Annotated in this window: 12 protein-coding genes; 3 read left to right on the forward strand and 9 right to left on the reverse strand. The window is 34.0% G+C overall.

What is annotated here, in order from left to right:
* Positions 1-15 precede the first annotated feature (15 nt).
* Entirely contained in the window at positions 16-960 is a 945-nt protein-coding gene (locus LX80_RS08090) for an alpha/beta hydrolase family esterase (protein ID WP_111295059.1), read from the forward strand.
* 39 nt (positions 961-999) lie between these two features.
* On the opposite strand, the gene LX80_RS08095 is transcribed toward LX80_RS08090, so the two are convergent.
* The 6 genes from LX80_RS08095 to LX80_RS08120 all read right to left on the reverse strand — a co-directional run bounded on the left by LX80_RS08095 (position 1000) and on the right by LX80_RS08120 (position 6870).
* Positions 1000-1521, reverse strand: coding sequence for a molybdopterin-dependent oxidoreductase (locus LX80_RS08095; protein WP_111295062.1), 522 nt, complete (start codon positions 1519-1521; stop codon positions 1000-1002).
* A 74-nt stretch (positions 1522-1595) separates the two neighbouring features.
* The gene (locus LX80_RS08100; RefSeq protein WP_111295064.1) at positions 1596-2192 is read right to left on the reverse strand and encodes a YdeI/OmpD-associated family protein; all 597 of its coding nucleotides are present in this window, start codon (positions 2190-2192) and stop codon (positions 1596-1598) included.
* Positions 2193-3591: 1399 nt separating this feature from the next.
* Positions 3592-4392, reverse strand: coding sequence for a helix-turn-helix domain-containing protein (locus LX80_RS08105; protein WP_111295066.1), 801 nt, complete (start codon positions 4390-4392; stop codon positions 3592-3594).
* 21 nt (positions 4393-4413) lie between these two features.
* Positions 4414-5400, reverse strand: a complete 987-nt coding sequence (locus tag LX80_RS08110; protein WP_111295068.1) for an aldo/keto reductase — start codon at positions 5398-5400, stop codon at positions 4414-4416.
* 2 nt (positions 5401-5402) lie between these two features.
* Complete coding sequence (locus LX80_RS08115; protein ID WP_111295070.1) at positions 5403-6053, reverse strand: nitroreductase family protein; 651 nt, start codon at positions 6051-6053, stop codon at positions 5403-5405.
* Positions 6054-6489: 436 nt separating this feature from the next.
* Positions 6490-6870 carry a DUF2116 family Zn-ribbon domain-containing protein gene (locus tag LX80_RS08120; RefSeq protein WP_111295072.1) on the reverse strand — a complete coding sequence of 127 codons (381 nt, stop codon included), beginning with the start codon at positions 6868-6870 and terminating at the stop codon, positions 6490-6492.
* A gap of 222 nt (positions 6871-7092) precedes the next feature.
* Between LX80_RS08120 and LX80_RS08125 the strand changes: the two genes are divergently transcribed.
* A complete protein-coding gene (locus tag LX80_RS08125) occupies positions 7093-7443 on the forward strand; it encodes a single-stranded DNA-binding protein (protein WP_111295074.1) in 351 nt (116 codons plus the stop codon).
* 353 nt (positions 7444-7796) lie between these two features.
* The gene (locus LX80_RS08130; RefSeq protein ID WP_111295076.1) at positions 7797-10355 is read left to right on the forward strand and encodes a helix-turn-helix domain-containing protein; all 2559 of its coding nucleotides are present in this window, start codon (positions 7797-7799) and stop codon (positions 10353-10355) included.
* Positions 10356-10383: 28 nt separating this feature from the next.
* On the opposite strand, the gene LX80_RS08135 is transcribed toward LX80_RS08130, so the two are convergent.
* From LX80_RS08135 to thiL, 3 genes are all read right to left on the reverse strand, one after another.
* On the reverse strand, positions 10384-11757 hold the full coding sequence (locus tag LX80_RS08135; RefSeq protein WP_111295078.1) for an MFS transporter: 1374 nt from the start codon (positions 11755-11757) through the stop codon (positions 10384-10386).
* Between the two features lie 158 nt (positions 11758-11915).
* Positions 11916-13409 (reverse strand): S41 family peptidase, encoded by a 1494-nt coding sequence (locus LX80_RS08140; RefSeq protein WP_170120407.1) that lies wholly within the window; start codon positions 13407-13409, stop codon positions 11916-11918.
* A 7-nt stretch (positions 13410-13416) separates the two neighbouring features.
* Positions 13417-14448, reverse strand: coding sequence for a thiamine-phosphate kinase (thiL, locus tag LX80_RS08145; RefSeq protein ID WP_111295082.1), 1032 nt, complete (start codon positions 14446-14448; stop codon positions 13417-13419).

Raw genomic sequence — 14448 nt, forward strand, 5'->3', positions numbered from 1 at the left:
ATAAAATAGTTGCACATGTTTAAAAAATTGTCAATAACGACATACAGGTTTTTGGGTATAATTGTATTGTGTTTGTATTTAAAGCCTGCAGTTTCGCAAACCATTCGCCATACTATAATGGTAGATGGAAGAGAAAGAAATTTTCTCGTGTACATTCCCGAACAATACGCTAATGCACAAAACTTAAAAGTAATCATTGCCTTACATGGAGGTGGAGGTACCGCCGAAAATACTGAACAATTTTATCGATTAAATCCTGAAGCAGATCGCTTTGGTTACATGGTTGTTTATCCCAATGCCATTAATAAAGCCTGGAATTTTCCGGGCACAGCCAGCAGAGTGAAAAAACTGGATACAACGGTGAATGATGTGCACTTTATGAACGCATTAATTGATACCTTAATAGCACGTTACCACATTAATAAAGCGCATGTGTTTTTTACCGGTATGTCGCGTGGAGCCATGTTTTCACTGTATTTGGCAACTGCCTTAAACCATAAAATTGCGGCCATTGCGGCTGTGTGTGGAAGTATATCCGAAGAAAATGCTACCGATTATCATTTTGACAGGCCTATTCCTGCCTTAATAATCAATGGTACAGCCGACCCATTGGTTCCTTACAATGGGGGATATGGTAAATGGAATAGAAATAATTTCAGTGAATCGGCCAATTTTATTGCCACTCCCAAACTCATTCAGTTGTTACTACAACAAAACCATTGTGTAAATGAAAGTGGCGTAACTGTTCAAATACCCAATAAAGATCCATTAGATGGATGTACGGCCAATGAAACTAAATACAAATGTTCTTCTGCCCCTGTTGAAAGCATCACCATACAAAATGGTGGGCACACTTGGCCGGGAAGTTCACAATACTTACCTAAAATTATAGTAGGAAGGGTTTGTAAAGATTTTAGTGCTGCAGAAAAAATTGTACTGTTTTTTAATGCAGTTCCTTAATAAAAGTTTTGAAAACGCATTTCAAATATTTCTTTTAAATTATTGATCAATTGTTGCCTGTTTAACTTCAATCGTCTTTAGCCATTTTACATGTCGGCGCCCCGTAACAAAATCAATCGGTGTAAGTACTAAAATTCCATCATTCATTGTTTTGAGTGATTCGTCATTTTTGGCTGTAATAATAAATGTATGTTCGCCTACAGGACTATTCAACAATTCATTCCAAGAATACACAACCGAATAGCCGTCTGCAGCTGTAAGCACATAATAAAATGTGCTGAACAGCTTGGGATTTGCTTCAATCAGCTCAGCTTTTTGTAGCACATCTTTTAATAATATTCCTTTTAAATGAGTGAGCTTTCCACGTGCTTCGCCTAAATAATTGGTAATAACAACATCGGGAATATTTACTGTTGGGTATTTCTCCAAATCGGTTAATGTAATAATAATGGGTTGTTTAACCTTACCCTGAATGGTAAATTGCTGCGTAGGTGTAACTGCTTTTTGAGCGGATACTTGCAAAGAAATCATTACTGTTAAGAATAATAATAGGTATTTCATACGTAAAGTTTTAACTCAAGCATTTATTGGTTGAAATTTTATGGAATCAGCAAAAATACACAAATGCAGTAACGTTATGGTGTAACATCATGTAAGCCCTTTCCGGCTAAAATATAAGGAAGATACTTTTGAATACGCTTTAAACGTGTAGCAGATTGTTTTGCTTGGGCAAAATACAACAAATATGCCCGTTGCCTGCCGGGGGTTAATGCATGAAATGCTTTTTGTAATGCATTGTTTTGTTTCAAAAGTTCATCAAATTCAACAGGAATAGCGAATGCATTGGTGGGTTTAGGTGCTAAAGTTAAACCAGCCTGCTCTACCTCAATAGCTTCTTTAATATGTTTGGTTATCTGTTTTTTCAGTTGAATTATTTCACTCAGATTGGTAAAACGAATTTGGCGAGATGCCTGCACATTAGGGGTTTGTTGAATCAATAATCCATCTGCATTATTTAAAAGCGCTCCTTTAAAAAATAATAATGCACAATAATGTTTAAAGCCATGCATTAACACCACATTTTTTTCATGCAGCATATAACAAGGCCAACCCCATTTTATGGTTTCTTGTAGTTGAAATGGTAGTAAAATATTTCGTAAAGCAACAAATTCATGATGCCATTTTTGTGATTTCAAAAAAAACGAATCAGCATTTGTAATGATTGATTTCATGTAACCGAGAATTGATGAAGTAGTCAAATTAAACAATATTTTCAAATACCGCAAACACTTAAAAGTATTTAGCGGGTGTCCGTTTAATTATCCACTACAAATAACCTACCACCATTTACACATGGTTTTTATAATAGTATTCTGCATTTATCGCTACAAATTACAGCTATGCAAATGTCAATGCCAACACATTAAAATATTGAAAGGTTTTACATGGTTTCGGCTGAGCAGAAAGGATGATTGATATTTAAAGGTATAAACCGAAAACAAGTAGCGTTTTTTCTAGATGTTATGATATTAGCGAAAAAAGTGCCTGAAAATCAGAAAAACTGAATACAATAACTTTTATGGCTTCGCTTAGCAATTGATTTTGTATCATAATACCGGCATTCTAATCATAAACTTAAACTGAAAGAAATTGTGTTTATGCACAATGAAGCCGCATGACGCGAAAACCCTTTCAACGATAGACATTTTACTTAACAATCTCTTCGAAATGATGAGTTGTTTTCACTGGAATTTTTGAGTAGTATTGGTCTGTGTTTTTTTCCATAAAGTGATACCTTCCAATACATTGTTAAGGGTAGCCTATTTCTTCCGAAGATGGCTTTATGATTAATTTTAGTTACACAGGTGATTGACATTTCTAAATTGGTATTACAGGAGAAAAAAATTTGTAGATCGCTTCAACTTTAAAATATTGTTTCTTAAAAAGAACCATAAACAAGTTTTATTTTTAGCAACTCTTTTAAAATAATAATTTTTTTTATTTTTTTGGTTTTCTTTATTATTAACTAACTCATGATGTAATTTATAAATAATTCCCATAAAGGTGTAAATGATTATACACGTCTGTAGTTTTTGTTACATATTACTGTGCTGCTTCAAAATATTTATCTTTATTTTCCAACAATTCATCTTTTAGAATTGCAAACAACCTAACTGCATTAGCATTATATAATGGTTACTATTTTTTTGAGTTTTCATCAAAGGCATTACAACAATTTTTGAATGCAGATAGCATTATGATGCATTAATTTATTAGCTTCTTTTAATGATTGGGCAAGGAATCTATAATTTTCTTATCATTCTGATTCACTATAATGATTTGAATAAAAAAATTACTATTTATCTGCAATAAGAATATTTCCTAAACTTAATTAAGATAAACTATTTATATCAATGTAATCGATTATGAGTCACCATGGTTGATTAGAATTTACAAGAATAAACAATCGGATTAAGTTTTTTATATCTGTTAAAACTTGAGAAAGTAGCAGTTTTTTTCTTTTACTTTACCAAAAATTTAATTGCAAATTTTTTGTATATCTATTTTACAGCAAGACCGGAAGCCAAAGCTGAAAGCTTAAATATTATAGCAAGTTTCGGAAAGCCAAAGTTAACTGCTGTTCTTCGTCTTTCGGTTAACAAGTTCTTTAGGAGAGAGACCGAATTGTTTTTTAAAAGCAAACGAAAAATGCGATAATGTTTCAAAACCTAAATCCAAATAAATGTCAGAAGGTTTCTGCTTTTTCTTCTCCAAGAGAAAATAAGCTTCCTTTAAACGTTTTTTTACTAACCAGCGGCTTGGTGTGTCGTTAAAAATTGCCTGAAAATCGCGCTTAAAAGCAGATAAACTACGACCTGTTAAAAATGCCAAGCGGCTAACGCTTACATTGAATTTATAATTTTTATTGACAAACTCCTCTATGTCTATTTTTTGCGGAATGGTGTAATTAAATAATATACCCGCTAAATCCGGTTCTTGTTGCAATAAAATTAAAAGTAATTCCTCACGTTTTACATCTGCAAAAGGTTCCTTGAGAATTCCTTGATGAATATATGAAGATAATGATTTAAAAAAAGCATGTAACAACTCATTGGGCTTTAATTTTATAAACGTGTCTTCAGAATTGAAAGAGACTGTTTGCGTTTTATATTTTTTTTGAAAGTTTTTAAGAAATATTTCGTCAAAATGAATAAATAGTGTCTCGTTTTGATTGTTTATTTCTTTCTTACTATATCTGGCAAGACGGTTTTTTCGTATGAGTCCAAATTCCCCTGTTTTGAAAACTAATGTTTTATTCCCATCATAACACATTGTTTCACCATTCTTAATATAAAAGAAAATGTGTTCGGAAATAAAGTGTTCTCCTAAAATTTTGGCATTTATATATTCTGAAGTTTTATCAAATTTCATTTTGATAGTCTGTATTCTGATTTACGAAGCAGCCCAAGACAAAAAAGCCGGCGGATAACGTTCCCCTTTAAATGCACCTTCTGTAAAGGTTTTATCCAATAGTTGAAGTTCACTTTTTGTGAAATTTATTTGTAGTGCTTCTATATTTTCTTTTATTCGCTCGGGTTTTGTCATTCCAATAATAGGAATAATATCAGTTCCTTGATTTAAAAGCCATGCCAATGCTATTTGACTGGCACTTGCATTCTTAGTTTCGGCAAATTTTTTAAGCCATTCTACCATTTTTAAATTGTGTTTCAAATTTACATTTTCAAATCGAGGTAAAATATTTCTAAAATCATTTTTAAGTAATGGAAACTTGATTTTACCTGTAAGTAAACCATAGCTAAAAACGGAATATGGAACGATAGCTGTACCTAAATTTCTTGCAACTTGCAAAATCTCATATTCTACAAATCGTGTTGCTAACGAATATTCAATTTCCAATGCAGATACCTTATGTATTTTATTTGCTCGTATTAACTGCTCTGCATTGGCTTCAGATAAACCTAAATATTTAACTTTACCTTCTGCAATCAAATCTTTTATTGCACCAACAGTTTCCTCAATCGGAACTTCAGGGTCAATACGACAAGGTTGGTATAAATCAATCTCATCTACTCCTAAACGTTTCAGAGAGTAGGCACAGTAATTTTTTATGGCTTTTGGACTTCCGTCCAGTCCTTTAAGATGTCCGTTTGGATTGATGACTGCACCGGTTTTAACACTTATGAATACGTCTTTTCTTCTTTCTTTAATTACTTCACCAATTGTAAGTTCACTTATACCACAACCGTAAAAGTCAGCTGTATTGATGAAATTAATACCGGAATCAATTGCAAGCTGTAATGTTTTAATTAATTGTTTTTTAGACTGATACCATTCTGTTAAACTGTTTATTCCCCAGCTTGTTCCTATAGATATAGCTGAAACTTCCGGGCCATCTTTTCCTAATTTTCTTTTTTGCATTTTTAAATAATTTCCGTTACAAATTCGCTTTTGGGCACTCTCCATTTTTTAAGATTTACTAACCAGTCATTGTCTTCATCTCTATAACCTATAGGCATTGCAAGCACACTTTTAAGTTCAGATTGGTTACTAATGCCAAGAAACTCATCCATTTTTGTTTTATCGAAGCCCTCCATTGGTGTAGCATCTACCTTTTGCTCTGCAGCTGCCAGAAGTGCTATCCCAAAAGATAAATAAGCTTGTTTGGCACAATGGTTTTCCTGCCAATTTTTATCAAATGATTCAAGATGAACATAAAGCCTTTTGATATATTCATCGGAATAGTTTTCGGGCTGACCACGTTCAATAGAAGTTTGTCTTAGTGGTGTCTGTATTCTATCGAAGGTATATTTAGAAAAAGCCGCCCATACTAATAAATGGGAACAAGTTGAAATTTGGCTTTGGTTAAAAGGAAAATTTTTAAAAACAAGCTCGTTGATTTGTTCGAGTTTTTTACCTTGCTTAATAATAAATATTCTGTATTGCTGCAATCCGAAAGAGGAAGGTGCTAATCGGGCTGCCTCTACTATATAATCTAACTTTTCCTGCTGAACGATTTTACCGTTCATTTTTTTTGTAGCGTAACGCCATTTTAAATCTTCTAACAATGCCATGTTGTATATTTTTTTATGAAGCAAAATTGAGCAGAAAAAAGTCAGTTTACTTTCTTTAAAAGTCCAAAATTATTGTCGTGAGAAGTCCAAATATTGTGTGGATGGTTACGATTTATATAATGAATTTCGAATCGATAGCGTATTATAACCAAACTTTTAAAATATTGGTTCAAGTTCATTTAAAGCTCATAGAAACTGTTCGTTTTTGAGGACATACATCATTCTATTAATAACCAATATTTAAGAGTGCAAGACTGGCTATTTTGCCGTATGATTTAGGGAAAATGTATAAATTTTTTTTGGGTTTATGTGTTGAGTTTTGCTGTATTCTCTTTTCAAAGAATTGGCATTTTGCCTTTCATTTTACTCATTGTTTTACCTTAGTTGCTTTAACTTTTAGCAGAATCAATAACTATTAAACATCTTCAACACCATTTTATTCCTCTTTACGTTTTACCAATAAATACCAATTATTTTCAAGTGGCAAGTATCCATAATCGTAGCAAAAAAAATAAGTATCGCCCTTTTTATTGGTGTAGGTATGTGTATGGTATGAAAATGAAAAACCCTTTTGCTCTAATTTACTTTGGGGTATTTTCAACATACCCAGCTCTGCAGGCAATAACTCTTCCAGTATTTTTCTATTTTTTATTAAAGCATTATTAATGTTGCGAACATAGCTGCTATAATGGCTTTTGGCCTTTAGTTCATTGTTGTAGGTATTGCGGCAAGCATCGTCACAAAACTTTTTATCGGCTCGGCCTTTAATGGATTTTCCACAACACAAGCAGGTTTTGGAAGTAGCGGATAATGGCATTAGCAAAGGGTTTTGGAAACAATATACAACTTTTTTTATCTGTGTGCAAACGTTTATACACATTTATATCCGATTACAAATAATTAAAAACCGACTCAGGGTTTTGGGCTGTTGCAACTTTGTGTTGTTGAAGCGGGAAATGACGTCGGCCCGGCTTTAATTGAAATAAATAAAATTCATCACCGCTATGCGAAACAAAAGCATGGCACAAATTGAAAAGTTATGTACGCATTAAAAAACAAAGTTCAGTTAATTGGTAATTTAGGTAATGCACCCGAAGTTAAAAATTTAGAAGGCGGTAAAAAAATAGCACGCTTTAGTATAGCCACTAATGAAAGTTACCGAAATCAAAAAGGCGAAAAAGTCAATGAAACCCAATGGCATAATATTGTAGCCTGGGGAAAAGTAGCTGAAATTGCAGAGAAGTATTTACAAAAAGGAAGTGAAGTGGCTGTTGAAGGCAAACTGGTATCACGCACCTATAATGATAAAGACGGCAATAAAAAATACATTACCGAAGTGCAAGTAAATGAGATTTTGATGTTGGGGGAAAAACAGGGCGGGAAAGCCTAAATTGGAATGCAGGTTATATGTGCCGGGGAAGCAAAAGTTCAGCTTCCCCGGTTATAACCAACCGTCTTGGTGCATAATATCGTATTGAAATGAAATTGATTTGTTAGTTGCAATGGGATATTTTCAAAAATCGTTTGAATACAATTTATATTCCGTTTTACTGATTGATTTGGATTTTCATATTTCAAGAAAAATACAACAAAGCACCTTTAACATTACTCGTAAATGCAAAAACATTATTCACTAAAACTATTGCATGCAATACAAAAATTGCAGTGAATGGTTAATGCAAGAATTTCTGCTTCATTATAGTATTTGGCAACCAACAGGTTTGCACCTATCTTTATTGCGTCATGATATCCGATATAGCTGATATAACGAATACGGCATTTGAATTAGCTGCCGATTTTATTCAATATACCCAAAGCAATGTGTTTTTAACCGGAAAAGCCGGGACCGGAAAAACAACATTTTTAAAATACATTAAAGCCAATTCACTTAAACAATTGGCCGTTGTTGCCCCAACAGGTGTAGCAGCAATTAATGCGGGTGGTGTTACCATACATTCGTTTTTTCAATTACCCTTTAGTCCATTTATTCCTGAAACAAATTCAGGCATTTATTTTCAGGAAAATTCTGTTACAAACAAAAATGCTACACCCGCTATAATGGACCGCCATTACTTATTGGGTCGCATTAAATTAAACAATGAAAGAAGAAAAATATTCAATGACCTGGAACTATTAATAATAGATGAGATTAGTATGGTCCGTGCCGATGTTTTAGATGCCATTGATTTAATTCTACGTCATTTTAGAAATCGGAATAAAGAACCTTTTGGTGGTGTACAGGTATTGTTTATTGGCGACCTGTTTCAACTGCCGCCTGTTGCCAAACAAGAAGAATGGCAAATACTATCAAAATATTATGATAGCCCATTTTTTTTCAGCAGTAAAGTCGTACAAAATGCTCCGCCTGTATATATAGAACTGGAAAAAATTTACCGACAAAAAGATTCCGACTTTATTGAGATACTAAATCAAATTCGCAATAACCATTTAACAACATACGGGCATGCATTACTGCACGAGCATTATCAACCCAATGCCAACATCAATAGCAGCGATGGGTATATTATGCTAACAACACACAACGAAAAAGCAGATGCCATTAATAGCCGACAACTTCAAAAAATAAATTCACCGATTCATGTTTTTGAAGCATTGATAGAACCTGATTTTCCTGAAAAAAATTATCCCGCAGAATTAGCCCTTCAATTAAAAGAAGGTGCACAAGTAATGTTTATAAAAAATGACGGTGATAAAGCAAAGCGATATTTTAATGGAAAGATTGGTATAATTGAACAAATTGAAGACGATAAAATATTGGTACGTTGCCAAAATGAACCCGAACTGATTGAAGTAAAAAAACACAGATGGGAACATATTCGATATGTACATAACAGCGAAAAACAACAAATAGAAGAAGAGGTTGTTGGCGCATTTACGCAATACCCCTTGCGATTAGCTTGGGCAATCACTATTCATAAAAGCCAAGGTTTAACTTTTGAAAAAGCAATTATTGATGCCGGTTCAGCTTTTGCACCTGGTCAGGTTTATGTGGCGCTAAGTCGTTGCACTTCACTTTCGGGTATCATTTTACATACGCCCATCAACAATCAAAGTTTACAAACCGATGTTCGAATTATTCAATGTATTGAACAATTTAGCCAGCCCAATGCGCAACAACTATTTGAGGCGAAAAAGTTATTTCAACAAAAAACAATACTTCATTTATTCAATTTGAATACATCCATCACAACTATTAAATCATTGCAACTACTTATTGAAAAAAACCTGAAGGCCTTTTCCGAAAATGCATTATTGCTAGTTGAGGACATTCAAACAAAAATTGAAGCACTGGAATCAGTAGCAAAAAAATTTGAGCAACAACTTTTTCAACTATTCTTGCAACCTTTATTACCCGAGCAAAACGAGAACTTACAAAATAGAATACAAAAAGCGGTTCCTTTTTTTACTAATGAAATGAACAGCATCTTAAATTCAATTAAAACTATTCATATAAGCACCGACAGTAAATTACTGGCATTAGAGTATAACGAAACACTTAAACACTTATACTTTGAAATATCGCAACAGCAATTTTTAATACAACAATGTAAGCATGGCTTTTTTTTAAATGAGGTTTTACAACATAAAAAAAATTATGCTGCGCCCTATTTTTCTGTGAATGCTTATGCAACAGGCAATGAGCAAAACATCCATAATGTTCCGCATGCAGGTTTATTTAAGCAATTAAAAGCTTTACGCGATAGCCTTTGCGAACAAAAAAAATTACCTGTTTATCTTGTTGCCTCCAGCAATAGTTTGTATGAAATGACAAAATTTTTGCCTTTAACACTGCAAGATTTAAAAAAGATTAATGGCTTTGGCCATGTTAAATGCGAACAATATGGTTTGTTGTTTTTAGATATCATACAACGCTATTGTAATGAACACAATTTAGAAACACAAATTAACCAAGTGAATACTTCACCCAAAAAGCAGGCTAAAGGGCAAACCAAAAAAGAAAGCAATACGAAACTAATAAGTTTGCAACTTTTTCAGCAAGGGTTAAGTATAGCTACGATTGCTAAAGAACGTAACCTAACGGAAGCAACGATTTTCAAACACTTGGCGCATTATGTAGAAGAAGGCTTATTACCTATTTCAAACTTTCTTTCTGAAGAAAAACTATCAACCATTTTATTAAGCATACAAAACCAATCAGAAAATTTAAGCATATCAACTATTAAGCAAAAAATGCCTGACAACTATTCTTATGCTGATATTCATATGGCCATGGCCCATAAACGTTTTATGGAAAAAGAAAAGGCAGATACAATGTCTTAAATTTTTGCAAGTGGGAACAAAGCAAATATCATGATTCATTTCCGTTGCGCTGATTTACCGATGTAGTTGCTGCATTATTAATGTGACGTACTGCATAAAAAGCAATGATAAAGCTTAACAAGCCAATTCCCGAAAGTGAAGCGTAACCTAAATAATGTTGCAAAGGTGCACTTATAAAGCTGCCCATTACCGAAGCAATGGCCAATATAGCATTATATAAACCCATTGTTGCCCCTTTATTATAGGGGGAAAGTTTTACTACTAAATCAGTACCTGAAATACTAATTAATGGCCAGGTTATTACCAACAAAATAAAACCGGGAATAGCCACCAATTCTTTACCGGCTAACAAAAAAAAGGCGCCAAGCAAAATAAAAAAACCAACCATTCGCAATAACAAAGCAGACCGAAACACACGACTACTGCCCCATTTGGCAGAAAGTTTTCCACCATAAGTATATAACACAATTGCTACTGCCGCAAACAAACCATATAAAAATGAAGTGAGTGATGGTGATATATTATACGCATGCTTTAATGTAACGGGTAAATATGCAAAAAAGGCTGCAATGCCAAAACATTGTAAAAACCAAGCCATCATAAAACGGCCAAATGGTGTTGTTATTTTCGATTGAATGCCGCCTACACTTTCAAATAATTTTAAAAAAGCGAAATGAAAACTATTTCCTAACGACTCAACTCTTGCAAATGATCCAAAATATTGAATGCCGGTTATTTTTAATAATGTTTCTTTTAAGGTTGTTAAAAAAACATGTTGCGTTTTAGTACTAGGAATCGTTTTTCTTACCATTAACAAGGCCGGTAATAAAATAGCGGCAGCAGCAATAAACCCGACACGAATATTAATTACAAAAGCGCTGGCCATCAGTAAACCCGTTACCTGACCTACGCCATAAAATGTTTGTAGCCATGCAATACGCGCCTCCCATTCATGTTGCGGATTAAATTCAACTACAAACAAAGTGGCAACCGTTGTTATTGCAGCAACCGAAGCTCCTGCTAAAAATGCCAAAATCATCCAAATCCATAAATCGGTGAAATATGTAATACTAAAACCAACCAACATTAAAACAATGATGCCCGAAAAAAATAGGCGACGGTGCAATTGGTATTTGTCTGCCAGTCTTCCCCAAATAAAGGAAAACAATAAACCCAAGTTATAAGCACCTAAAACAATACCAACCCAACTTAACCGACGAGAAAGATCAGCCACCATTAATGGAAGTAAAATAGGCATTAAGCCTGCTGCAATCACTCCAATTAGTGCATACCCATAATACCATTGCACAATCCACTTCTTAGGTTCTTGTAAATACTGCAACAATCGTTCAATGCGTAACTCAATACTTTTTTTACTAACTATTTCCTTGTTTAAGAACATGCGCCTATTTGTAGGTTAAACAATAATGTTGGTATAGTAATCGGGTTGAGCGAGTTGTTACAATATACTGAAAAATGCTGATTTAGCTAAACGCAAATACTACTAAAATGCTAAAGTTTTTAAATGCAGAAATATACATTCAACAAATAAAGTTTTCATTATTTGTTTTGTAAAATTTGTTGCACAGCCAATTGTAAAGCATTGGGCGGAAATGTAAGATGCTGATGCTGTAAAGGTATTACTGCTATATCGGGTAAAACACCTTTTCCATTTTTAGGTCGGTTATTATTCAATACCACTCTGTACATGGGCAAAGTAACACGCATTAAACTATTGGGCAATTTAATATGTGGTAAAAACATGGCATTATTACCATAATAAGCACCGCCGGATGGCGTGCCAATAATCTGAATATTAGATTGACCCTTTAAAGCACCGGTAAACATAGCCGCTGCGGAAAAGGTATAACCATCTTGCAACAACAATACCTTTCCGTTATAATGATGTTTGGTTTTAGGTTGGTACACATGATTTTCTATACGTCTGCTATGAAACCAACCATCGCTTCCTTTAAAAGAACCAAATTGCATGGGAAACCAATATAACCACCAAGGAACGATATGCGATTTATCCCACATGGTTCTATGTACAGATGCTGCAGTATCGGCTACTTTAAAGGGTTGCTGAATTAAATATTTGGTTAACAAAACAGATTTGTTGACATTCCCACCGCCATTGCCTCTAACATCAATAATTAAATTGGGAATTTTCATTTTATGCAGTTCCCTGAATGATCTTCTAAAAAAACCTCGTAACCTTCCGCCACTAAAACTACTTACATGCATATATGCAAATCGATGTAAAGAGTCAATTCGTAAAGAACGTTTTTGTTCTAAAGCGCTTATTTTCTTGGATGGTAACGGATAGGCCTTGCTACTACGAATAATTTTAGCTTGTTGATGTACAGTATCTTCTTTTGGAGAATAGTTTTTGATGCTCGTTTCGCGCTGAATGCCCAATGTATCAATGTATTGAATTTGATACATTGTATCTAACCCAAAAATCATTTTATACCAAGCAGGAAAATTATTGCTGATTACTTGCGCTTTAAACCAATGGTTATTGGCATCTGCACTAATGTATTGATACAATGAGTCAATAATTTGTTGTGCTGAAATATGGTTGATAGCTGACACTTCCAATCCCCGTATTAAATTGGTATCTTTTGAATGCATGTTTTTTAATACATACAAATGATTTTCCCAATTGTACAAATACAAGGGAAACATGGGGTATCGGCTTTCAATTAAATATTTAACATATTGCTTTGAAAAGCGAACAGCGGTATGTCCACATTCAATAGTAGCCAACATTCGCGCAATGTTATTATGAAAACTTAATTCCGTAAGTGAATCTTTTGCAGACTCTTCCAGGGCCTTAAACGCACTATCAATGCTTGCCTTTGTGGCATACCAATATAATCCGGGATGATTTTGTTGTAAAGTTTTTTGTAGAACAGCTACATCGTTTTGTAACTGTTTTGGTGGAATTTTTTGTTCAGGTGCATATTTGCTAACGGCACAGCCTTGCAGTAGGCTTATTAAACAAAGCATTGATGCAATAAGCCTACGAGCCTGTTTTTTTTTAGCCATATTTATATTATCCCTGAAATGCATTCCATCCCTGAGCTGTAATATCATATAAATTGCCGCCGCGGCTAATCATTTTTTTTCCTTCTTCTACATCGGTCATATAGCCTACTACTGCAATTTCTTCATTTAAAGTTATGGCATCATAATCTTCTTGCTTTAAAGTAAATACCAATTCGTAATCTTCTCCACCATTTAAAGCACAAACAGTAGGGTCAAGTCCAAATTTAAAAGCAGCTGCTCTCGACCTTTCATGAATCGGTAATTTATCTTCATACAACCGACAACCAAGATTGCTTTGTTTGCACAAATGCAGTACCTCGCTGCTTAAGCCATCACTAATATCCATCATAGCTGTAGGCATAATATTGTTTTGTTCAAAAAATGCTATGATATCTCGGCGAGCTTCAGGTTTTAATAAACGACCAACAATATAATCTTCACCCTCTAAGTTGGGCTGTATATTAGGGTTTTCTAAAAAAATTCTTTTTTCGCGTTCCATTAAAGTAAGGCCTAAAAATGCACCACCAAGATCGCCTGTTACACAAATTAAATCGCCTTTTCGGGCAGTACTTCTTTTTACAAACTTATCCGGTGCAACTTCTCCAATGGCCGTTACTGAAATAACCATGCCTTTTTTTGAGGTAGAAGTATCACCACCAATTAAATCAACGCCATACTTTTCGCAGGCAGCATAAATACCTTCATACAATTCGGTTAGTGCTTCTACACTAAATCTGTTGCTGATGCCAATGCTCACTGTAACATGCGTGGGTTGTGCATTCATGGCATAAACATCACTTAAGTTAACAATAATACTTTTATAGCCCAAGTGTTTTAGTGGGGTGTACATTAAATCGAAATGTACTCCTTCTAACAATAAATCGGTCGTAATTACAGTTTGTTTTCCAAAATGGTCAATTACAGCAGCATCATCACCCACACTAACAATAGTTGATGCATTTTGTATTTCAAAATTTTTGGTTAAATGTTCTATTAAACCAAATTCTCCAAGTGTTGCAATTTCAGTTCTGTTTTCCAT

The organism is Hydrotalea sandarakina (genome assembly GCF_003254115.1).
GTDB classification, from domain to species: Bacteria; Bacteroidota; Bacteroidia; order Chitinophagales; family Chitinophagaceae; genus Hydrotalea; species Hydrotalea sandarakina.

Bases quoted from the DNA above. Each gene is read 5' to 3' on its own strand.
- LX80_RS08140 (WP_170120407.1), bottom strand. From the start codon at position 13,409: ATGGCTAAAAAAAAACAGGCTCGTAGGCTTATTGCATCAATGCTTTGT.
- LX80_RS08105 (WP_111295066.1), bottom strand. From the start codon at position 4,392: ATGAAATTTGATAAAACTTCAGAATATATAAATGCCAAAATTTTAGGA.
- LX80_RS08135 (WP_111295078.1), bottom strand. From the start codon at position 11,757: ATGTTCTTAAACAAGGAAATAGTTAGTAAAAAAAGTATTGAGTTACGC.
- LX80_RS08130 (WP_111295076.1), top strand. From the start codon at position 7,797: ATGATATCCGATATAGCTGATATAACGAATACGGCATTTGAATTAGCT.
- LX80_RS08125 (WP_111295074.1), top strand. From the start codon at position 7,093: ATGTACGCATTAAAAAACAAAGTTCAGTTAATTGGTAATTTAGGTAAT.
- LX80_RS08095 (WP_111295062.1), bottom strand. From the start codon at position 1,521: ATGAAATACCTATTATTATTCTTAACAGTAATGATTTCTTTGCAAGTA.
- LX80_RS08120 (WP_111295072.1), bottom strand. From the start codon at position 6,870: ATGCCATTATCCGCTACTTCCAAAACCTGCTTGTGTTGTGGAAAATCC.
- LX80_RS08115 (WP_111295070.1), bottom strand. From the start codon at position 6,053: ATGGCATTGTTAGAAGATTTAAAATGGCGTTACGCTACAAAAAAAATG.
- thiL (WP_111295082.1), bottom strand. From the start codon at position 14,448: ATGGAAAACAGAACTGAAATTGCAACACTTGGAGAATTTGGTTTAATA.
- LX80_RS08110 (WP_111295068.1), bottom strand. From the start codon at position 5,400: ATGCAAAAAAGAAAATTAGGAAAAGATGGCCCGGAAGTTTCAGCTATA.
- LX80_RS08090 (WP_111295059.1), top strand. From the start codon at position 16: ATGTTTAAAAAATTGTCAATAACGACATACAGGTTTTTGGGTATAATT.
- LX80_RS08100 (WP_111295064.1), bottom strand. From the start codon at position 2,192: ATGAAATCAATCATTACAAATGCTGATTCGTTTTTTTTGAAATCACAA.